The organism is Chryseobacterium sp. MEBOG06, assembly GCF_021869765.1.
GTDB lineage: Bacteria > Bacteroidota > Bacteroidia > Flavobacteriales > Weeksellaceae > Chryseobacterium.
This window is the reverse complement of record NZ_CP084580.1, coordinates 126,716-148,490: the sequence shown is the minus strand read 5'-3', so window position 1 is coordinate 148,490 and position 21,775 is coordinate 126,716. Positions and strand designations below refer to the sequence as shown.

General features: G+C 35.6%; 18 protein-coding genes. 15 read left to right on the top strand and 3 right to left on the bottom strand.

Translation table 11 applies throughout. The features are described 5' to 3' along the window. Nucleotides 1-100: 100 nt before the first annotated feature. Nucleotides 101-799 carry a pseudouridine synthase gene (locus LF887_RS00645; RefSeq protein WP_236856911.1) on the bottom strand — a complete coding sequence of 233 codons (699 nt, stop codon included), beginning with the start codon at nucleotides 797-799 and terminating at the stop codon, nucleotides 101-103. Between the two features lie 448 nt (nucleotides 800-1,247). Here LF887_RS00645 and LF887_RS00640 point away from each other — a divergent pair, with 448 nt between their 5' ends. The 3 genes from LF887_RS00640 (at nucleotide 1,248) to LF887_RS00630 (ending at nucleotide 5,422) form a co-directional block, all read left to right on the top strand. After that, nucleotides 1,248-2,789 (top strand): glycine--tRNA ligase, encoded by a 1,542-nt coding sequence (locus tag LF887_RS00640; protein ID WP_236856910.1) that lies wholly within the window; start codon nucleotides 1,248-1,250, stop codon nucleotides 2,787-2,789. Between the two features lie 397 nt (nucleotides 2,790-3,186). Further along, on the top strand, nucleotides 3,187-3,720 hold the full coding sequence (locus LF887_RS00635; protein ID WP_236856909.1) for a hypothetical protein: 534 nt from the start codon (nucleotides 3,187-3,189) through the stop codon (nucleotides 3,718-3,720). 169 nt (nucleotides 3,721-3,889) lie between these two features. After that, the gene (locus tag LF887_RS00630; protein ID WP_236856908.1) at nucleotides 3,890-5,422 is read left to right on the top strand and encodes a hypothetical protein; all 1,533 of its coding nucleotides are present in this window, start codon (nucleotides 3,890-3,892) and stop codon (nucleotides 5,420-5,422) included. A gap of 142 nt (nucleotides 5,423-5,564) precedes the next feature. Here the strand turns inward: LF887_RS00630 and LF887_RS00625 are convergent, their stop codons facing one another. Further along, a complete protein-coding gene (locus tag LF887_RS00625; RefSeq protein WP_236856907.1) occupies nucleotides 5,565-6,893 on the bottom strand; it encodes a M48 family metalloprotease in 1,329 nt (442 codons plus the stop codon). A 98-nt stretch (nucleotides 6,894-6,991) separates the two neighbouring features. On the opposite strand from LF887_RS00625, the gene LF887_RS00620 reads away from it, so the two are divergent. The 3 genes from LF887_RS00620 to LF887_RS00610 are packed head-to-tail and all read left to right on the top strand — an operon-like array spanning nucleotide 6,992 to nucleotide 8,742. After that, on the top strand, nucleotides 6,992-8,125 hold the full coding sequence (locus LF887_RS00620) for a serine hydrolase domain-containing protein (RefSeq protein WP_236856906.1): 1,134 nt from the start codon (nucleotides 6,992-6,994) through the stop codon (nucleotides 8,123-8,125). A 5-nt stretch (nucleotides 8,126-8,130) separates the two neighbouring features. Next, nucleotides 8,131-8,538: a DUF1801 domain-containing protein gene (locus LF887_RS00615; protein ID WP_236856905.1), complete on the top strand. Its 408-nt coding sequence runs from the start codon at nucleotides 8,131-8,133 to the stop codon at nucleotides 8,536-8,538. Next, nucleotides 8,539-8,742: a YdeI/OmpD-associated family protein gene (locus tag LF887_RS00610; RefSeq protein ID WP_262912560.1), complete on the top strand. Its 204-nt coding sequence runs from the start codon at nucleotides 8,539-8,541 to the stop codon at nucleotides 8,740-8,742. Between the two features lie 298 nt (nucleotides 8,743-9,040). Here LF887_RS00610 and LF887_RS00605 read toward each other — a convergent pair whose 3' ends face one another. Further along, nucleotides 9,041-10,624, bottom strand: a complete 1,584-nt coding sequence (locus LF887_RS00605) for a Na+/H+ antiporter (protein ID WP_236856904.1) — start codon at nucleotides 10,622-10,624, stop codon at nucleotides 9,041-9,043. A 176-nt stretch (nucleotides 10,625-10,800) separates the two neighbouring features. Here LF887_RS00605 and LF887_RS00600 point away from each other — a divergent pair, with 176 nt between their 5' ends. The 9 genes from LF887_RS00600 (at nucleotide 10,801) to LF887_RS00560 (ending at nucleotide 21,726) form a co-directional block, all read left to right on the top strand. Further along, nucleotides 10,801-11,301: a M15 family metallopeptidase gene (locus tag LF887_RS00600; RefSeq protein ID WP_236856903.1), complete on the top strand. Its 501-nt coding sequence runs from the start codon at nucleotides 10,801-10,803 to the stop codon at nucleotides 11,299-11,301. 189 nt (nucleotides 11,302-11,490) lie between these two features. Continuing rightward, nucleotides 11,491-12,528 (top strand): patatin-like phospholipase family protein, encoded by a 1,038-nt coding sequence (locus LF887_RS00595; protein ID WP_236856902.1) that lies wholly within the window; start codon nucleotides 11,491-11,493, stop codon nucleotides 12,526-12,528. A 158-nt stretch (nucleotides 12,529-12,686) separates the two neighbouring features. Continuing rightward, on the top strand, nucleotides 12,687-12,932 hold the full coding sequence (locus tag LF887_RS00590; RefSeq protein WP_236856901.1) for a hypothetical protein: 246 nt from the start codon (nucleotides 12,687-12,689) through the stop codon (nucleotides 12,930-12,932). 317 nt (nucleotides 12,933-13,249) lie between these two features. Further along, on the top strand, nucleotides 13,250-17,338 hold the full coding sequence (locus LF887_RS00585) for a hypothetical protein (protein WP_236856900.1): 4,089 nt from the start codon (nucleotides 13,250-13,252) through the stop codon (nucleotides 17,336-17,338). Between the two features lie 20 nt (nucleotides 17,339-17,358). Then, entirely contained in the window at nucleotides 17,359-17,712 is a 354-nt protein-coding gene (locus LF887_RS00580; RefSeq protein ID WP_236856899.1) for a hypothetical protein, read from the top strand. 60 nt (nucleotides 17,713-17,772) lie between these two features. Beyond that, nucleotides 17,773-20,172 (top strand): hypothetical protein, encoded by a 2,400-nt coding sequence (locus tag LF887_RS00575; protein ID WP_236856898.1) that lies wholly within the window; start codon nucleotides 17,773-17,775, stop codon nucleotides 20,170-20,172. Nucleotides 20,173-20,187: 15 nt separating this feature from the next. Continuing rightward, the gene (locus LF887_RS00570; RefSeq protein WP_236856897.1) at nucleotides 20,188-20,679 is read left to right on the top strand and encodes an SMI1/KNR4 family protein; all 492 of its coding nucleotides are present in this window, start codon (nucleotides 20,188-20,190) and stop codon (nucleotides 20,677-20,679) included. Between the two features lie 340 nt (nucleotides 20,680-21,019). Further along, nucleotides 21,020-21,304 carry a hypothetical protein gene (locus LF887_RS00565; RefSeq protein ID WP_236856896.1) on the top strand — a complete coding sequence of 95 codons (285 nt, stop codon included), beginning with the start codon at nucleotides 21,020-21,022 and terminating at the stop codon, nucleotides 21,302-21,304. A 278-nt stretch (nucleotides 21,305-21,582) separates the two neighbouring features. Continuing rightward, on the top strand, nucleotides 21,583-21,726 hold the full coding sequence (locus LF887_RS00560; RefSeq protein ID WP_236856895.1) for a hypothetical protein: 144 nt from the start codon (nucleotides 21,583-21,585) through the stop codon (nucleotides 21,724-21,726). Nucleotides 21,727-21,775 lie beyond the last annotated feature (49 nt).

Genomic DNA, 21,775 nt, shown 5'->3' with positions numbered 1-21,775 from the left:
GGTGAAATAAACACAAACTCTGCCATTCTGCAGAAATCCTAACGCAAATCTCACTACCATTTTCTAATCCTACACTTAGACGCTTTCAGGATCATCAACTTTATGGCAAATAGGCACTTAAATCGAGCTTCAAAATATCACCTACTCTTTTGAATTCTTCGTTTACCGTTGCATTAAGCGTCATTTTTTCTTTGGTAACAGGATGATTAAAAACCAATTGGTGGGCATGAAGCATCAATTTACTCATATTAAAAGTCTCCAGCCACAGTTTATTTTGTTTATTACAGCCGTAAGGGCGACACCCCAAAATAGGATGTAAAATATGTTTAAAATGTTTTCTCAGCTGATGCATTCTACCCGTTTCCGGAATGGCCTCTACCAGACAATAGCGGGAAGTCTCATGTTTTCCAAAAGGCAGATCTATTTCCGAAGTCTGCAAACGATGGTAATAAGTAATTGCGTTTTGCTGAATTTCATCCTCGTTAATCAAATCATAGTCGATAGTTTCTTCTTCTTTCGTCCAGCCCCGAAGAATTGCCAAATATTTTTTTTCAACCTGCCGTGTTGCAAACTGATCATTCATGATTCTCAATGTGTCTTTATCTAATGTGAACAACAAAACACCCGAAGTTTTCCGGTCTAAACGATGTGCAGGATAAACATACTGTCCTATCTGGTCTCTCAGTTCCTGAATAGCATAGGTATCAGCTTCTCCCGCATAATAAGATTTATGAACTAATAATCCGCTCGGTTTATTAATGGCAATAATATGCTCATCACGATAAAGAATTTCTAACATGGTGCAAAAGTAGAAATTTTCAACCGATATAGCCCTGATTGAGCGGCATGTTTGAGCTCTTTCCTTGATTTTGGCGGTGGCTTTGCCACCGCCAAAATCAAGGAAAAGCGAGTAGCGAAAGCAGGTTTCCAGCTCCTGATCATTATTCTTTAAATAAATTGTTTATATGAGTATAAGGTCCTACGGTAATTCTAAAAAATTGACAGACTATTTTGATTTTTTTATAAAATTGATATTGATCGCGGCTATCCTAATGATCGCTGTCATTGTTTTGATACGGTCAAAACAATACAAAATAGTAAAAATAGTACTGCTTATTATTGCCGGCATTTTATTGATCATTGGTGCAGGAGGATTCATCTTAATGACAATCTCTAATGTACGATCTTACAGGTATTAATATTTTCCCAATAAAAAACATTATTTTTGTACCTCAGACGTAAAAATTATGGCAAAGCAAGAAGATGTTTTCAAGAAAGTGATTTCTCACGCTAAAGAATATGGTTTTATTTTTCCATCGAGTGAGATCTATGATGGTTTATCCGCTGTTTATGATTATGGGCAGAACGGAGCCGAACTTAAAAATAATATCAAACAATACTGGTGGAAGGCTATGGTACAGCTTAACGAAAATATTGTAGGTATTGATTCGGCGATCCTTATGCACCCTACAACATGGAAGGCATCAGGCCACGTAGACGCTTTCAATGATCCATTGATTGATAATAAAGATTCTAAGAAACGTTTCAGAGCAGACGTTTTGGTGGAAGACTACTGTGCTAAAATTGAAGATAAAGAGAAAAAGGAAATCGAGAAAGCTGCGAAGAGATTCGGAGATTCTTTTGATAAGGCTCAGTTTGAGGCTACTAATCCAAAGATTTTAGAATACAGAGCTAAAAGAGAAGCTATTCTTTCAAGACTGGCAAAATCTTTAGAAAATGAAGATTTGGCTGATGTAAAATCTTTGATTGAGGAGCTTGAAATTGCTGATCCTGATACAGGTTCTAAAAACTGGACGGAAGTGAGACAATTCAACCTAATGTTCGGAACTAAGCTTGGAGCTTCTGCTGACAGTGCTATGGATCTTTACCTCAGACCGGAGACGGCTCAGGGTATCTTCGTTAACTTCTTAAATGTACAGAAAACTTCACGTCATAAGCTTCCTTTCGGTATCGCACAGATTGGTAAAGCATTCCGAAATGAAATTGTTGCAAGACAGTTTATCTTCAGAATGCGTGAGTTTGAACAAATGGAAATGCAGTTCTTCGTAGCTCCGGGAACAGAACTTGAGTTCTACGAGCAGTGGAAACAAAAGCGTCTGAACTGGCACTTAGCTTTAGGATTAGGTAACGATAACTACAGATTCCATGACCATGAGAAACTGGCTCACTACGCTAATGCTGCCGCTGATATTGAATTCAACTTCCCATTCGGGTTTAAAGAGCTGGAAGGTATTCACTCAAGAACAGATTTCGACTTAAAAGCACATGAAGAAGCTTCAGGAAGAAAGCTTCAGTTCTTCGATCCTGAAAGAAATGAAAACTATGTTCCTTACGTTGTAGAAACATCTGTAGGGTTAGACAGATTATTCCTTTCTATTTTCTCTCACTGCCTGAGAGACGAAGTATTGGAAGACGGTTCAGAAAGAACAGTTTTATCTCTACCTCCTGCTATTGCTCCAATAAAAGCAGCTATCCTTCCGTTGATGAAAAAAGACGGTTTAGCAGAATATGCAGAGAAAGTTTTCAATGATCTTAAGTACGATTTCAACTTATTCTATGAAGAAAAAGATGCTATCGGAAAACGATACAGAAGACAGGATGCCATTGGTACTCCTTATTGTATTACTATTGATCACGATTCACTTACGGATCACACAGTAACCATTAGAGACAGAGATACGATGCAACAGGAAAGAGTTCCTGTTTCAGACTTGAGAAGGATCATCGATGAGAAGACCAACTTCAGAAATTTACTTTCTAAATTATAATAAAAGAGGCCCTGAGATCAGGGCCTTTTTCATTTTTACATATTTGTCTAGTCCTGAAAATTGTTAATTTTAACGAATTAAAAACTAAAACTATACTAAAACCATGAAAAAACTCATTTTTTCATCACTGGCCATAGCAGTGATCTCAAGCTGTGTGTCAAATGATAATCCTGCAGATCACAGAGATAATGGTACTACATAAAATACCCCTTATCTTCTAAAGAAATTAACTGAGATTACCCAGGATAGCCAATCTTTTGTCGTAGATTACAAATACAACGGAACTAAAATAACTGAATCCTTTGATGTAGCAAATAAAGAAAAAACAATATATACTTATGATGGGGATAATATCGTAAAAACCGAACTATACGATAAGAATGGTATACTAAAGGTTATGAGAGAATTCACCTACGCTAATGGAAAAATGGTTTCTGAAAAAGTAACGGATACACACCAGCCGGGAACATTGGTTTACACAGAAAACTACCAATACCTGAGCGAAAGCCACATCAAACACAACGATTATCAATCTGTCACTTATAACCCTTCTACAGGAGTTTATTCCAATATACAGTATGTGGATAAAGACATTTATCTCGACGTTAACGGAAATCTGCTTTCCAGCACTTATACGCACAACGGAACTACATATAGTACTACATTTTCTTATGACGGAAACAATCATCCTATGAAAAATGTAAAGGGTTATGTAAAAATGGATATGTGCTCTCTTGGAGATGGCGAAACGGGTTACAACAACCTGATCAATTCAAACGGCAATTATGCAGGCGCATTGAATGGAACAAACAAGACCAAGGGAGTTCATACGTTCAATACAGCCAGCTATCCTACACAATCGGCGATGACTTATACAAGTTCTGGTTTTGGAACGAATGTCCACACGTACCTTTATGAATACAACAAGTAATTAATGTCTTACTAAAAATACTTATAGCTCCGGATTACTTCAGGGCTATTTTAATTTCTGATAAGTCTATACAATTTTACATCAGACTTTATTACAATTCTATATTATCACCTTTATTTTTCGTCAAGATATGTCTTAATTTATTATTTTTATCCCTCAAATTTTAACCATGAAAAAAATAACTTTAGTGGTGTTTGGACTTCTCCAGACATTTGCTTTCGCCCAAACTCAGGATTTGACTACGCTGGCTGCCGGCGATCATGTGGGGATGAATGCCTTATTCGACGATAAAGACAATCTTTACGGTTACGTTTCATTATATTCTTACGGAAAGTCAGGGGATAAAACCAAGAAATTTGAATATGTTATCCTTGACAAAAATCTCAACCCTGTTGCCAATAAAGAGTTTGAAGGAGACATCACAGCAGCTTCTTACAGAGGCTATGTAGACTTCAAGGGGCAGATCATTCTAAAGCCTTCCTACATAGATTATTCTCTGATAAAAAGTAGAGAAGTGTTCACTCCGGTGTCAATGGTCATTGATCCCAAAACAAATACCATTAAAAGGAAAATATATTACGATTATCTGGAAGATGGCACTTTCAAGGAAATCAATGAGCCTAAAAGCTGGAAAGAACAGCGCAAGGAAAACCGTGATGAGAAAAAAGATAAAGGCTATAATTATGTTTCTGCTGTAGGAGAACTGAAGGAGGGAGGTTACTTTGCCGTGGAATACAAAGATTACGGAAAGTATGAAAACAACAACAGCCTTATGAGGTTTGATGATAACAAAAAGGAACTGTGGAGATATAAATACAATACGGATGGCAGCAAGAAGGCATATACAACTTTATCTGTGCTGGAAAGGGATGCCAATTATATGTACTGTATCATGAAGAAAGTGAATGACAAGCAGAAACTATTCAGCCTTGTTGCCATTGATATGAAAACCGGAAAAGAAGCATCCAATAAAAAAATTGAAGGAACTTTATCTGATGAAACCCTCGATAATATTGAATCTTTTTATTCCGATTACAAAAAGCTTGATAATGATAAAACATTTGATGATAAAGTAGTTCTGCTGGGAAGAAACTATGACCGTTTCGAGTCTATAGGCTTTGCGAGAATGATGGTCAACAAATCAAACTTTACCGTAGATACCAAAGTAATTAATTATGAACCGAATATTTCAGCTTTTCTTCCAAAACTTGATAAAAAAGGGAATGTAGAAAGCGGCTATATGCTTCAGATCAAAGATATGTACTTCATGAACGACGGAAGTGTAGGTATTTTATCTGAAAAGTATAAACCGGCAGGTCAATATTCCGCTCCGAAAACCACAGACCTCGTCTATATCTATACTGATAAAGATTTTAAAGTGAAAAACGTACAGGTTTTTGAAAAAGAAAAATCAAAATGGGTCAACAGCGATTATTTGTTCTCACAATACCTCAACGGTGGAAAAGATGTGGTATTCTTCTATCGTGATTATCAAAAAGATGAAGTAACGAGACAGAAAAGATGGAACCTATTCATCAATACAGTCATTGACGGGAAATTCAAACAGGAAATCATCCCTATTTCTGAAAAAGATAACTACACAGTTATCCCTTACGTAGGAAAAGAAGGTTATATTCTTCTACGGGAATATAATGAAAAAGAGAAGTTCAATAAAATCCGTTTAGAGAAACTCAACTATTAAGTATAAACAAAGAATCCTGATGAGTCATCAGGATTCTTCTATTTTTGGGGTATTAAGCAAAGTTTGGGCTTTGATTTCCCCACGGTCTTATCATGTACTGCAAATACCTTTTACTCTGTAAAACCTGCAAGTGATGAAAAAATCAATTCACTTTTGCAACAGTCTCACTTGCTTTATAATAGTCTGCAATATTTTTAATTTCATCCAGACTTAGATTCCACATAAAGTTCAGAAACTGCTGATAACTTTCACTTTGATTTTTAGGCTCTATCCTATCCAGATATCGGTTCAGGTTATAATTTTTCCTTGCTTCATATATTTTAGAGAAGCATTTTCCAAGCCAGCTTTTATAATATTTTTCTTCCTCTCCATCCTGCAGAAACTGCATCGCGGAATAGATGCCCAATCCATAATCCTCAGAGTGGAAATAGTTGGGTAAAGCTTCCATTCGTGCCGTTTTCTTTAAAGCGATAAATAAATCGGAAGGTTTCTCCGGAGTCATCGGAGTTTTAAGCTCCGGAAACGTTTTTTTTAGCATCTCCAATCTTCGGGAAACTTCAGGATGTGAGGCAAGAGAGTCTTTGTTCAGCTTTTCTTTATAAAAATTATAGTTGTAAAGTGAAAAATCTTCCTTTTTCATCCATTTATCATTAAAAGCCTGTTTAGGAAGATCAAAAAGTTTTTTATACGTTTCTGGCTTCAGCTCTCTGGGTGAAATCGTATCAAAATCCTTCAGTTTTTGAAGGGCATTTATATATTCTCCTTTCTTAAAATCACTATTCTTAAAGAGCACATATCCCAGAGAGTCCGCCTGCATTTCAGCCTGTCTTCTTTCCTCCCCTTTTTTATAAATAGTATTTTTAAATATATCAAAAGCTTTCTGATTCTGGCTCTGGCTTCTATTTTCCGTTGTAGATTTTATGTCCTGAACTCTAATTTTATCCAGATTATCCTGCTCTATGATTTTTAAAAATGTTTTCATAGAGTGCTCTTCTATTTTATGTCCCAGCTCATGTGAAATAACAGCAGCAATCTCCTCTTCATTGTTCAGCCAGCCATAGAGCCCCATATTAATCACAAAAGTTCCGTCTGCAAGACAGTATGCATTAGGTGTATTATCCTTGGCCACTAAAATTTTAAGGTCCTGGGGCACTTTTGGATTATTCTTTTTAAGGCGCTGAATCAGAGACTCTATACTCATTTCAAAATCAGACTTGAAGATAAAGTCCTTATTTTTCACCTGCTTTTCAAAATCAGCACCGAATTCTTTGTAAATTTTAGATAATTCCGAACCTGTTTTCCCGGAATATTGCGACTTTATCTTCTTAACAGTCGCTTCATTATTTCCGACAAATTTTGTCAAAAATACTTTTCTCTGTGTATAATCTGCCGTGTCCATTGGTTTATAAATCTGTGCAATTCCCATCACAGAAAGAAAAAGACACCATAATGCGATCAGTTTTCTGGTCATGTTTTTCATCAATAAAAGCAAAAATAACGTATTTGCCAATTCATTTTAATTTTTATAATCAAATTATTCTAAATTTGTTAGACACCGATTCATAAAACATGAGAATATTAAAATATATGATAGGCGGAGCTGTAGCAGGTGCAGCAGCTGCTTACTTTCTGGGATATGATTATTTGTTTAGTGGTATTTCCAAAACCTATCTTAGAGGAAAATCCAGCGCCTATATTGATGATGGATATCTTTTCCCCAGCAATCCTATTGCTACAGAGGAACCTGTACTCTGGGAAGAAGATCCGGGTTACAACAAGACCGAACTACCTAAACATTTAGTTGAAGACTTAATACACTCCAAAACAGCTGCTTTTGTGGTGATAAAAAATGGTAAAATCCTGCATGAACAGTATTGGGAAGGCTATAATCAGCTTTCACAAACTAATTCTTTCTCTATGGCCAAAGCTGTAACGGTTTTGCTTTTAGGAAAAGCTTTAGAAGAAGGGATTATTACATCTATTGATAAAAAACTTTCCGATTTCTATTCGGAGTTTAAAGAGAAACCTTTTGGTAATAAGACTACGCTTAAAAATCTCGCCCAAATGGAAGCCGGACTGGACTGGGATGAAAATTACAACAATCCGTTTCTACCTAACGCCAAAGCCTATTATGGTAAAAGTCTTGTAAAGGCTGTATTCTCAAGAAGGTTTAAAGAAGAACCAGGGATACGATTTGAATACCAAAGCGGAGCAACCCAGCTTCTTGGTTTTGCTCTAAAAAAAGCGCTCAATCAGCCCTTAGCAACTTATTTATCTGAAAAATTCTGGATCCCGCTGGGAATGGAACAAAATGCAAAATGGAGCACAGATGACTACGGCATGGAAAAAACTTATTGCTGTATTCATTCCAATGCAAGAGATTTTGCCAAACTGGGACAGCTATTTTTGGATAACGGAAAATCCGGGGATCAGCAAATTCTTAATTCTGATTTTATCGAACAGATGAGAACTCCTACCGGGAAGTCTGAAAACATATATGGAATGGGACTTTGGATCAATCATGACAATCCCATCAAACATTATTATTTTCTGGGATTGCAGGGACAATATATCATTATGGTTCCGGAGTATAACATGGTTATTGTAAAAACCGGAAGTTATTCCAACAACCCTAAAAATGACAGGGGAAGACCTGATCAGGTAAAATTCCTTGTCAATGAGATTGTACAATTATTCCAATAAATACGATGGAGAAATATAGTCCTAAAATTGATGCATACATTGAAAAATCACAGGATTTTGCAAAACCTATTCTGCATTACATCCGTGAAACCGTTCATGAATTCTGTCCTGATGCCGAAGAAACCATGAAGTGGAGCTTTCCCCATTTTATCTATAAAGGAAAAAATCTTTGTGCAATGGCTTCCTTTAAGCAGCATTGTACCTTTGGATTCTGGCTGGAAAGGGAGATGAAAACCATGCAGGAGATCACGCAGGATATTGAGAAAAACTCGATGTTCAGTTTAGGAAAAATTTCGCTGATCGGGGATCTTCCACCCAAACCTCAGCTGAAAAAGGCGATTAAAGAAGCCATGGAGCTTACGGATATGGGTGTCACCATGAAAAAAGCAGCTCCTTCCAAAACAGAAATGTAAATTCCTGATGATTTTCAAAATGTTTTAAATGCTAATCAGAATGCCCTTGACATATTTTTAAAGGCTTCTCCATCCTTCCGAAAAGAATATATTACCTGGATTGCAGATGCCAAAACAGAAGCTACCCGAAATAAAAGAATGGATCAGGCTCTGGAATGGATCGCTGAGGGTAAAGGAAGAAACTGGAAGTATGAAAGGAGATAAAAAAACAACTATGATCTATTACACTTTATTTATTTTTCTTTTTTAAAAAATGGAGAAGTAAATAAGACATTATTGAAAGAAATCCTGTAATTCCAATTTTAAAATACGTTTGAAACGGAATTGTATGGCTACTTGTCAATATCATTAACAAATAGAATAAAAAAAATAAGAAACTACTGATATAAATAGATTGTAAAACATTCAATAGAATCTTCATATTCTTATTTCTCATATTAATTTTTCAAAAGTACCTACAAAAATATTCATTTCAATAATGCGGAAAACATATACTCTATCATCAAATCATTCTTAGCCTTTCCTCTTCCAAATCAATCTGATACAATTGATGACGTATAATCTCTTCATTAATCGAAATATCTTTATTGAGTTCTGATAGAAACTGCCTCTGGCTTTCCAGCATTTCGAAAAGAACAGTTCGTACATTTTCATCCATCCAATCCGTGTTATTGGCATCGTTCTTTTCTTCCCAGTGTTTCAGGATTCTCTCAATGCCGGCATGACTGTGGAGTGCGTTTTCATGTTTGTTTTTAAGAAAATGATAAACATGCTGCTTTAATTTCTGCTTGACCTCCTGTTTAGCCAGCCTTTCTTTTTCATCATCTATAAAATCATCAAATGCATGTCCATATTTTATAAAATAAGGTAATGTAAGCCCCTGTACCAAAAGAGTGAGCAGAATGACCACAAAAGTAATAAACAGGATCAGGTTTCTATTCGGGAAAGGGGTACCATTCTCCAGAGTAATCGGAATAGCCAAAGCAGCAGCCAACGAAACAACACCTCTCATCCCTGTCCATCCCAGTAAAAGAGGCATCATCAAACTTCTTCTCATCGAAGACGCCCTTGGCGCCACACTGCGCCGGAAAATCAAAGTAGCGACCATTGCAGCATATGAACTTATGATCCGGGAAGCAATAAGAATCACCGTCACCAATACTCCATATTGAATTGCAGTGCCCAGTGGAATTCCTTCCTCCCGTAACCCTCCTACAATCTCAGGAAGTTCCAGGCCAATAAGTAAAAATACGATCCCGTTCAGAATAAATACAAAACTTTCCCACACACTGTAGCCCCTTATACGGCTGGTACTGTTTAAAAAAAACATCCGCTTATTAGACATATATAACCCACCGCAAACAACCGCCAGAACACCGGAACAATGAATTTGTTCTGCAATCCAATACATCAGGTAAGGCTCAATAAGTGTTAGGGCAATATCTGACGATGCATCTGTAGGAAGACGCTTGTGTGCCTGTACAAAAATCCAGGCTAGCAGCAGCCCTATTCCTGCACCACCGATAACCGTCCATAAAAACTCCAATGAAGCTTCCTGCCATATGAATTGCCCTGTTCCCACTGCAATCAGTGCAAAACGGAAAATAATCAGCGAAGAAGCATCATTTAGTAAACTTTCTCCTTCGAGAATAGCAGAAGTGGTGGCGGGTATTTTAACAAACTTCATGATTGCCCCTGTACTCACAGCATCAGGCGGGGATACAATCCCTCCCAAAAGAAACCCCAGCGCAAGAGTAAACCCGGGAATAAAATAATTAGCCGCTACTGCAACCGTAAGTGCGGTAAAAAAGACAACCAGAAAAGCAAAGCTTCCAATAATACGCCACCATTTTTTCATTTCTTTAAAAGAAATAGACCATGCAGCTTCAAATAACAAAGGCGGTAAGAAAATAAAAAAGATAAGATCCGGATTTATCTTCACAACTGGTAAGCCGGGTACAAAACTTACAAGCAGTCCAAATACAACCAGTAAAATCGGATAGGCAATTTTCAATCTGGCAGCCCACATATTCAATAAGACGATGGCCGCAATCATCGCCAGAAAGAAGGGTAAAATCGTATGCATACAGAATTGTGTTTTCTATTAGTCATATTTACTACTTCTATTTGATTTTAAAAAGTTAAAAATCATCTTTTATTATTTTTTGATCGAATACAATAGAAAAAACTTTAAAATTTTAATTAAAACACGTCAAGTTTCGTCGCTTTTCAGCCTTACTTTTGTTTTATAAAAATAACATCATGGATAAAGTAACATCAGAACGAATTCAGAAGCTTCACCCCATTGTAAGAGATGAAGTGATACAAATTATTAAAGAATGTAATGAAGCACTCACCGGAAGAGCAAAAGTCAGAATCACTCAGGGATTGAGATCTTTTGAGGAACAGGAAAAGTTATATGCTATAGGAAGAATTACTTCCGGGAAAAAAGTAACGAATGCTAAAGCCGGGCAAAGTATACACAATTATGGTCTGGCAGTAGATATCTGCCTGATGATTGACGGAAAAACAGCAAGCTGGGACACCGCAAAAGACTGGGATAATGATAAGGTTGCAGACTGGTATGAATGCGTGAAGATTTTCGCAAAACACGGATGGGACTGGGGCGGCAACTGGAAAACCTTCAAAGATCTTCCCCACTTTGAAAAAAAGAATATCCCATCCAAAAAAGGACTTATAAAAACAAGCTGGAGAATGCTTTTGAAAATGCCTCGTGATAAACAGAATTATGTCATTTTTTAATACTCTTTTATTTTTAAATAATTAAAACACGTCAAGTTCTGTCGCTTACGCCATCTATCTTTGCTTTATAAAAGAAACACCACTAGCACTCATTATAACCAGCTAAAACCAATAGCCATTTTTACGGAAATCTATTGGTTTTACTTGTCTAAAGCTGTTACAATATTTCTTTTGAAAAAACAAAACAACATGAAAAAGATAACCATTCTTTCTTTGGACGGGGGTGGAATAAGAGGGATTATTACCTGCATTATTCTACGCTACATAGAAGAGCAGCTTCAGGTTTATGATAAACCAAGTGCCAAACTTGGTGATTATTTTGATCTGGTAGCGGGCAGCAGTACAGGAGGCCTGATTGCATCTATTATTCTATGCCCCGATGAAACCCGAAAAGCAAAATATTCTATCCAGAAAGGATTAGAATTGTATGCAGAAAAGGGCGGTGACATCTTCCAGGTTTCCTTTTGGGAAAAACTGGTTAATCCATTCGGATTATTGAATGAAAGAATTCCCCAGGAAGCCCTTGAAAAAAATTTAAATGACTTTTTTGGGAATTTAGAATTAAAAGAATTAATAAAACCATGTTTAATCACAAGTTACGATATAGGGAACAGAAGAGCAAAACTTTTCAATTCCTGGACAGCCAACCTCAGCACAGATAATTTTTTTGTGAAAGATGTCTGCAGAGCAACTTCAGCAGCACCTACCTACTTCAGTCCTGTACAGGTCAAATCTATGTATGGGCAGATCTTCAGTCTGATAGATGGCGGAATGTTCGCCAATAATCCATCGCTTTGCGCTTATGCAGAAGCCAGAAAAATTCCTTTTGCAGAGGTTTTAAAAACCCATCAGAAGGCCAATCGCCCCAGTGTCAATGATATGATTATTATTTCTATCGGAACCGGAATTGAAGCCAGGCCATATTCTTTCAAAAGATTGGAAAAGGCGGGAAAGATAGGTTGGGTAAGCCCCATTATCGATATCCTGATGTCTGCCAATGCAGAAACAGTGGATTATCAGTTGGGACAAATGTTTCATACCCTGGGATTAAGAAATCAGAAAAATTATTTCCGGTTGAATCCTTCACTGAAAAATGCCTCTCCGGCAATGGATAATGTAAGAAGGTCCAATATTGAAAATCTGATACAGGCCGGATTAAGTTATATTGATGACAACAGGGAAACACTGAATCAAATTGTGCAGAAGCTCATCAAAAACAAAGTATAAGCTTTTCACCTTATAAATAGCAATTATAAGCGCTGAAGATTATATTAAAAAAATAAAAAATATTTTTTTAACACGTCAAGTTTTGACGCATCACTCCACTATCTTTGGAGTATCAAAAAGACACAAAATAACAATCAATAAAAACTTTTAAAAAGCCTTTGAATTCAACATTCACCCATGCTGAACAGCCTGAAATATGTTCAAACTCTAACCAAAACCTCACGACACAAAACATGGAAACACCAGATTACGATACAAATACATTATTCGATAAAGATCTTTATACCATACAATGGAGTGATATCGAAAATGCTGAGATGGATTATGAAAACGATCTCAATGACATAGAAAACTTCTTCAGAGAAGATTTTGAAAAGGATATTCTTGAAGAAGATCAATTATAAAATAATACTTTAAACACGACAAGTTCTGACGCTGTTCATCATTACTTTTGAAGTCTCTATACTTCTATACGATACATTCAGCAGTCTCATTAAACTTTCCCAACTCCTTTGAATTCACCATTCACAAAAATGCTGAACAGCCAGAACTATGTCTTAAAATCTATATAGAAAATAATAAAATATGATTTTGAAAATCAAGAATAACGGTGGAAATCTTTGTCTGAAACCACCTAAAAAAACAAGACCAAATACTGAAGATACTCTATTAAAAAGAAACTTCAAATCTTACCCTTTATAAAACCAACCAAAATTACAAAATGAACAATTCTGAAAATAAAGCAGCTGGTTCATCAGCTGATAATACACCATCACAAACACTCTTCAGGTTTGTAAACTTAAGAAGTCCGCAACTGCCTGATGAAAAGAAAGAATATAAAAAATTCATCAGAATTCCAGACAGCTTAAAAAATGATGACTCTTTCTATAAACCTGTAGTAGCCAATTCTGGTTCCAAACAAAGAGTACTGAAGGAAAGAGCCGAAATTTATAAGCAAAACAGCAGTTTTATTCCAGATGCTAAAACTCTGAAACAATTATATGCAGTAGTATATGACTATGCTTTATGGCTTGCCAAAAACAAAGATAACTGTACTCAGAACCAACTTAATGAAAAAATAAGACAAGTAACAATTTCTTCCTCTTACGCTTTTCCTAATCTTGTCAATTTATGGAATAATTTAATTTATCAGATTGTCACTCAAAAGGATTTCTATGTAAAAGAAGGGTTGATGCAGATTCTACTTGCAGCACACACTCTTCAACCTGATCAAGTAACCTACAATGAAGAAGATGTTAGAGATCTTTTGTCAGCAAGAGTTTTAATTCCAAGAGAACTGATGTTGGACACACCCAATACGAACCCAATTGGTATTGCTTCAAAAATGGCAGAAAAAGAGCTAGGGGAAGAAACCGCACCTTCGGCTTATATGGAAAAGCAACAAAAAATCCAGGAAGCCCAAGCCCTATTGAGCAGATACAATGCATTAACAAAAGAGCTTTCTCTTATTGAAACCCAATACAAGAAAGAATATGAGAAACAATATAAATCTGAAGAAAAAGAGTACAATAACGCCAACCAGAATATTATTGATGATTATTATGCACGTGTAGAAGAAGCAAGAAGAAAATTCTGCGAAATCAGAAAACCTGATCAGCCCTATAACCCAGCAGACCCTTGCCAGAGGCCAGAAGAAATTCCTTATCCAAAACTTGATAAATTCGACTTCTCATTCCGTTCTGAAATTGAAGGAAAAACACTGGCAAACACTTTAAAACCAGACAGTGTTGATACCATGCTATCTCTTTTAGAATATGATTTTTCAGGGAGAGATAAAGGAAGAATTGATAATAGCGGAATGATCGACAGCTTATTGGCAGGCAGAAATACCTTCAATGAGGTAAAAGATCTTATCTCAAATGCCTCTGAAAAGGCCAATAGAATCATCCTGGACAATATGATGGATAATTCTGAAACCTACACCAGCATTGGCGGAGTTCTTCTTCCTGTTTCAAGAGTAGAAACCATTCCTTTTACTTATCAGCTATGTCCGAAATTTATCATGAGATTCACCTCTCTGGATTTATCCATTGACGTCCCTGATGCTTCCTGGAATGTAGCCAGCATGAGTTATACTTTTTACACCAATGCAGGCCCTATTTCCGGAACATATTTTGAAAAAAGCCGTGTCGGAAATAAGATCTTTTTAAGTAAACTATTAGCAAGTCCTACAACAGATGGAGTATACATCACTCAGACAGAAAACTTCACAATGGATGTTAAAATTACATTCACCAATGGTAAAGTAACCGCTTTCCAACCAAGGATTATCACCATGAAGTCCTGCTACTCTTCATCTTTTGAATTAGTAAATGAAGTTAAAGACCCTGTTGAGCAGCAGCCAGATGATTCTTACATCCCTTCAGGATTCGGATTCAAGCAGATTGGTATTGCAGATTATCTTAAGGTGGAGCAAACTACCCACGCCTATGTAGAAGGAGAAGTTGCCCACATTGAAAATGTAATGGCACGTGAATATCGTGAAAAAGCGACAAGAAGGCTAAGAAGAAGCGAAAATACAAGCACGACTTCCTCTGATACTGAAAGAGAAAAGCTTACCGATACAACGACTGCAACAAGATTTGAAATGCAGAGTGAAATCGCCAAAATGCTTCAGGAATCCAGAGATACCAATGTACAGGCACACTTTGATGCCAAATGGGAAATGACTGGCGGAGCATCATTTAGTACTGGAGTTGCGGGAGGATACGCCAATCATTCTTCTAAAGAGGAAAGTACAAGACAGGCAGTAACTCAGGCACAGGATATTACCGCAAGAGCACTAGACAGAGTAGTGACTAAAGTTCATGAAGAAAGAATTGAAAAAATCATTGAAGAATTTGAAGAAAACAATAAACACGGCTTTGACAATACCAAAGGAGACAAACATGTAGTGGGTGTTTTCCGCTGGGTAGACAAGCTTATGAAAAATCAGATCTATAATTACGGAAAACGTCTGATGTTTGAATTTATGATTCCTCAGCCGGCAAAGCTTCATACATTGGGGATGACCCTGGATAATTCAGCTACAAAAAGCGATCTTGTAAAACCTGAAGACCCAAGAAAAGCAAGCACTCTGACCATGGAGAATTATGCTTCTTTAAATAACGATGCTACCTTAAAACACTGGGTAAGTAAATATAATGCCGAAATTGATGAAAGACCAGCAGATGCTTTTGCGATCAGTAAATCATTCAGTGGGCGTGACGGGAACTTCGGAGGAAAAGATGATGACAAAGTTCAGATCGTCAATGGAAACGGAGAAGTAGAAGTTCCGGAAGGATATTTATTAAAAACTGTTGACTATACTTTCCAGACTTATCCACATGGCTTCAAAGGAGCTCATCAGGCATTCATGACTATTGGAGGACAGGGAACCAACTGGATTACTTCACCAAACAGCACTCAGATAAGCGGAGCAACGACAACTCTAAATATCAAAAATAAACTGGAATTTAGTTTTGCAACCGGAGAAAGTCCAATTATGCAGGGAACGTTAAAGCTGAACCTGGAATTAACTACTGAAGCAAGAAACGCGTGGTTACAGAAAACATTCAAAGCGATTATTGACAGCTATGAAAAAGCATTAGCCATCTATGAGCAGAAAATAGCCGAAGAAAAAGCAACAGGTATCCAAATCAAAGGAACCAACCCTGGATTCTACCGTCAAATCGAAAATACAGTGCTTCGTAAAAACTGTATCTCCTATATGATCAACAGAGCAGCCAATTCTACCCACGGATATGGTATGGCAGGATTAACTACAGGAAGTACCTTTACAGACTACGAAACAGACCTGTCTTCAACACTTGATAAATATACAGCCTTCCTGAAATTTATGGAACAGGCCTTCGAATGGGAGAACCTTTCTTACTATTTGTATCCTTACTATTGGGCAAACAAAACAGAATGGGCCAACCTTTATCAGGCTGAAGATGTAGATCCTCTGTTCAGAGCCTTCCTTCAAAGTGGAATGGCAAGAGTTGTAGCTACTGTTCGTCCAGGATTTGAAGATGCAGTGCAGTTCTATATGGCAACCGGAAAAATCTGGAATGGCGGTGAAGTACCCGTAATCGGAGATTCACTTTATATGTCTATTGTGGATGAAATGAAGCAGCCTAAAGGTGTAAAACAAGGAAAAGCATGGATTACAAGACTTCCAACTCCATTAAACATTTTACAGGCAGAGAGCATCGGCTTAAAAGTAGGTCACGCTTTACCTTTCACTGCTGAAGATCCTAACGAATTTGAAGTTCCGGGAGATGTGATCACTGAAAGTAATTTCGTAAAAGATAATTCTTTAATGGGAACTAAATCAAGCACTAAGCAGATCCAGTTTTCACTAAAACAGTTAGATAGTACGGCTTCTTATAAAACCGTTGGTGATCTTGATGATGCAGGTGAATTCCCCAGAAAATATGAATGTATGGGACAAACCATTGAAGTCGTAAGAGATGCAAAATGGTCTAAAACAGATTCTTTGGTGAAGCTTTATGGCGATTTGGCTGGTGGCCTTTCCAGAATAGAGGGAATTGAAGCATTTGCCAATCCTGAAAATGGAGTTACCATTCGAGTGGATATAGACAAAATCAAAAACTTCAAATTTGTAAAACCTCCTTATTCAGAAATGTCAGATACATTATCATTTACAACTGATGGAATTAACTATCTGAAATTCGCTGATGACTTTTTCACCGGTTCTTCAAACAGACTGTTTGACAAAGACGACAAACTTATTGATTTTCAGGAGTATCACGAAAAACTACCTCTATCAAGATTCTTAATTTAATTCTCTAAAAACATAAAACCATGAGTCGAGTAAAACTCGAGGCTATTTGGCAGCACGAAAAAGTGCTGCCTTATATCCTCACAACCTTAAAGGACAAGATTGATGACATTACTGCTGTTGAAAAGATATTTCTATTCGGTAGCAGAGGCAGGGTTCCTTTTGAAGAATGGGATACTCTGGAAGGAAAAGATTGGGATGTTTTGGTTCAGGCTAAATGTAAACTGAAAAACGCTTACGTATTAATTGATCAAGATTATTATCTGGATCTTCTCGTACTGGATGAAGAGACGATAAAGGACCATTACTCAAACAATAAACTTACGATGATCTTTCCGGAGAATGACCTCATCAGTAAGCAAAGAACCTTTGAATAAAGCAATCAATTAAGAGCAAGGAGTAAAATCCTTGTCTTTTTTTAACCTAAAAATCACAAAATGAGTTTAGATATATTAAACAATAAAGGGAGCAGCGATCTATCCATATCTAAGCTACTTTCAGAAGAGAATATTCAAAATGGATTACTTGAACAAAACTTCTTTAACAATAAAAAAAATACTTTTGAGGAAATAAGCGCATTTAAAAATAGTCCATTTGGACAATATTGGGAAAAACAATTACCCTCCTGGGCTATTGCAGATTATGGCCCGGCAAGAATTTTAAATGAATCCAATTTCAGTATTATAGACCTTTCCAAAAAATTTAATTATTCAGCAGCAGCACTTCACAACAACACAATCAGCGAGGATTGGGGGGATATAAAATTTAAAGTCTATGCCAACCCTGACGGTCAGGAAGTTTTAAAGCAATATGCAAATCCCGAAGTTAAACCCGATAATAATGAAATTATATTTTTTATTGAAACCGATGATGGAAAATTTGATTTTGGAAAAATTGTTCGGGTGAAACTAGGAGCAGAAGCAATAAAAAAACTTCACTTTCAATATCCTTTTTTCGGGCAAACAGACGAGGAAGAGTTAGCTGAAGAATTTCTAAAACGGCCCTTTGAAGTAAAAAACAACTCAAATCTTGAATTTGTTCAGGCCAGTAAAGAAGTAAAACTTGATACAAAAGAACTAAAAGATCTTTTAGTAAAAGCTATCAAATATGATTTTAATCAAAAGAAATTTGATGATATGTCATGGTTTCTACTTTTTTTACAAGGAGACAAATATTTAGGTTTAAATATTCCTAAAAAAATATTGGAAGTATCTCACTGGATGAGAACTAAAAAATATGAAGAGGAAAAATACTGGAATGCTTTATTGGATAAAGACTTTACTCCTGCTTTTTTACCCAACGTAATCGTTCCTCAAAATAGAGAAGAAATAAAGGAATTAATAAAAAGTAAATTTAAACAACATATTGACAGCTTATTAAAACCTGATCAAAATGACCTAATCGTAGAAAAAATATTTAAGGAAATTCTGAACAATGTTTTATTATATTTGTTTGAAAAATTTTCTTCTTTATTAGATGATGGCCTAAAGAAACTAGATGAGTTTTTGCCCGAAGGAGAAATTCTTAACGAGATTTACAATCTCAATGCTTTTTTAGTAGGTCTTTGGAATGGATGTTTAGAATTTGTAGCGGGGCTTATAGATTTGGTCTCTTTAGTCATGATGATCGCAAGAGATGGTATCGGCTTTGTACTTACTGATGCCCTAGGGGAAGCTTTTGAGAACCTTTTAAATGAACTTGTTTTTAACTTTGAAGATTTTATAAAGAAGCTTTGGACAAAACTTGTTATAGCATTAAAAGAATTCCCTGATTGGTATTTGAAGTACGGCACCAATCAATATTATTGGTATAAAAAGTTGGGAGAACTTACTCCCGATATACTTACCTTCCTGGTTCCTGCCCTGAAAGCCGGAAGAGCAGCGAAAACAGCTGAAGAGGCTTCCGTATTAAAAAAAGCAGCCACTACAGCTGAAAAAGATTTAGAATATCAAAAATACTTAGATGGCTATTATGAATCACTAAGAAAGCAATCTGATGATTTTACTAAGAAATTAGAAGAGCAGTCTGCAAGACAAGAAACTAAAGAAGCTTTTGAGGCTGCAGAGAAAGAATTAGATGATAAGATTTCAAATAAAAAAGGCGCTGAAAAGGATCCTAGAAAAGTATTGGATGAGAAAATAAAAGAAAGAAAAAAATTCAGGTCTACAGATCCTAATATACGTAAAATAGAAGCTAAATTAAACCAAGCCAGAAAAAGTTTTCAAAGACAAAGAGCCGGATTGGACTTTAGAAAAGTAAAATACGAGTGGTATTATGGAAAACTATCAAATAGGATTGAAAAGGTAGGGTTATCATTTGAAGAAATCAAAATTCTAACAAAATTAAAAAGTGGAAAAGCTCAATTTACAAATATTGCAAATGCCGAATTGGAAATAACTCATAATGGCCGAGTAATTTTTTCTAAGCAAGATTATTGGGCAAGTGCCTCTAAAAAAGATTTGATGAGTAATGGAAAAGGCATTGAAAAAACAGTAGAAAATGTTGAAGGCGAATTTTTTAAAGACAGTGCCCTAAAACCTGCCAGATCAAGAATTGATGATTCAGAAGTAAAAATTACAGCATTAGTCGATGAAGATATTGCTAGAATTGCAACAGAACATAATATTGATATAGAAAAATTAGAAATAAAATTAAGAATTCTCACTACTTATGATCCATGTAATGTCTGTAAAAGAGAAATTCTCAGCCGTGCAATAACTTACCCTAAATCTCAAATTACGATAGCAAGGCCTATGTATAAAAACAGTAAAAATATTATTGAGCCCGTCTACAATAATGAAACTTTTGAAATGTTCTTACAAAAACATAAACACTAAAAATATAATATTATTATGAGCTTACAATATTTTAAAGAACTTAATGAATATCTTATAAAAAATAAATGGAACAATAGCAATGTTTCTCTTGCTTCAATAAATCAATTGGAAATAAAAATTAATAAAGAATTTCCAAAAGCTTATAAAGAATTTTTGGAATTAACGGGAAAGCACTTTTATCCTATTCATAACTCAAATACAGGTTTAGGAGGAACCTTTGATTTTTTGGAATCCGCAAATGAAAATGCCAAAGAACAATTAAAAGATTATGGATTACAAAATATAATTAAGCGAGATTTCTGGACAATTGCAGAGTCTGATGGTTCTATTTACATCCATTATATATTTTTTGATGAAGGAGACAATCCTCCCGTTTATGGGCTTGATATGGAAGGATATACGGATGACAGTATGGACTCGAAAGAATTTCATAGAAAAATAGCTAATAGCTTTACTGAATATATCCAAAATTCTATTAATACATATAATCATAAACTGGATAAATAGAAAGAATAGCACGTTATATTTTGTATCATTAAATCCATATTATAAAATAAGATCATAATGGATTTTCATCTGATAAGGATGCTTTAATTATTAAAAGATAAAAACTTCTCCAGCTACTATTAATAGCTGGAAGAGTTTCTTCTAAATGGCAAAAATTGAAAAGAATATTTTAATGTCACCAATAAAATAAAAAAGAGTAATTAAGTTTCTTGATAGACAATTAAAAAAAATTAGTTTAAAAGAATTATCAATTCTTACGAACATAAAATATCATGTATACAAAAGAACAAGCAAAGGCAAAAATGCAGCGATTTGTAGATTATGAAAATAACCTTCGAATTTGGACGATTTGGGAAAACCCAATATAATTATATATGATAATCTTACACAAGAGCATCCTTTTGGATGGGTATTTTATTGGCAACTAAAAGATGTAAACAATGATTTTTCTAATGCATTGGCCGGAAACGGACCTGTTATTATTGATAAAGAAACACTAAATGTATACTGTATGATGACCGCTATTTCTGTAGAGGAAAATATCGAGCTTTATAAAAGTGATAAAAATAAATTATTGCAATTGGAAGAAGATGAAGATGGTTTTTTTGACCCTGTGAATATGTAAACAAAATCTCTTTTATAGTTATTATTTCTACATGATTATCGGATTTCCATACAGAAGCTCATGAAAAATAAAAAATATCTTATTTATGCTAACAGACAAAGAAATGCTAGAAATAGCAGACCGTTTTATTAGAAAAATAGTGGCAAAGAATATTGAGACGATGATTATTCCTAATGCCATTTTAAACAAGCCATATGGTAATATTTTTTTTTCAATTCTAAAAAATATATTTTAAAAGGAGATCTACTGCAGCTCTTGTCGGCTCAGGGCCTTTTATAGTGGAAAAAGAAACGGAAAGAGTAGTAAGCTTTGGTTCTTTGGGAACTTTAGAGGACAACATAAAATCTTATGAAAATGGAACAATGACACCAAGTTTAGACCTCTACTGGTATCCGGACGAAGACCGTTTTGATTACAAATAACCAAAGTACCTTAAAAATATAAAACACAGAAAGTAAAACTCTTGGACGA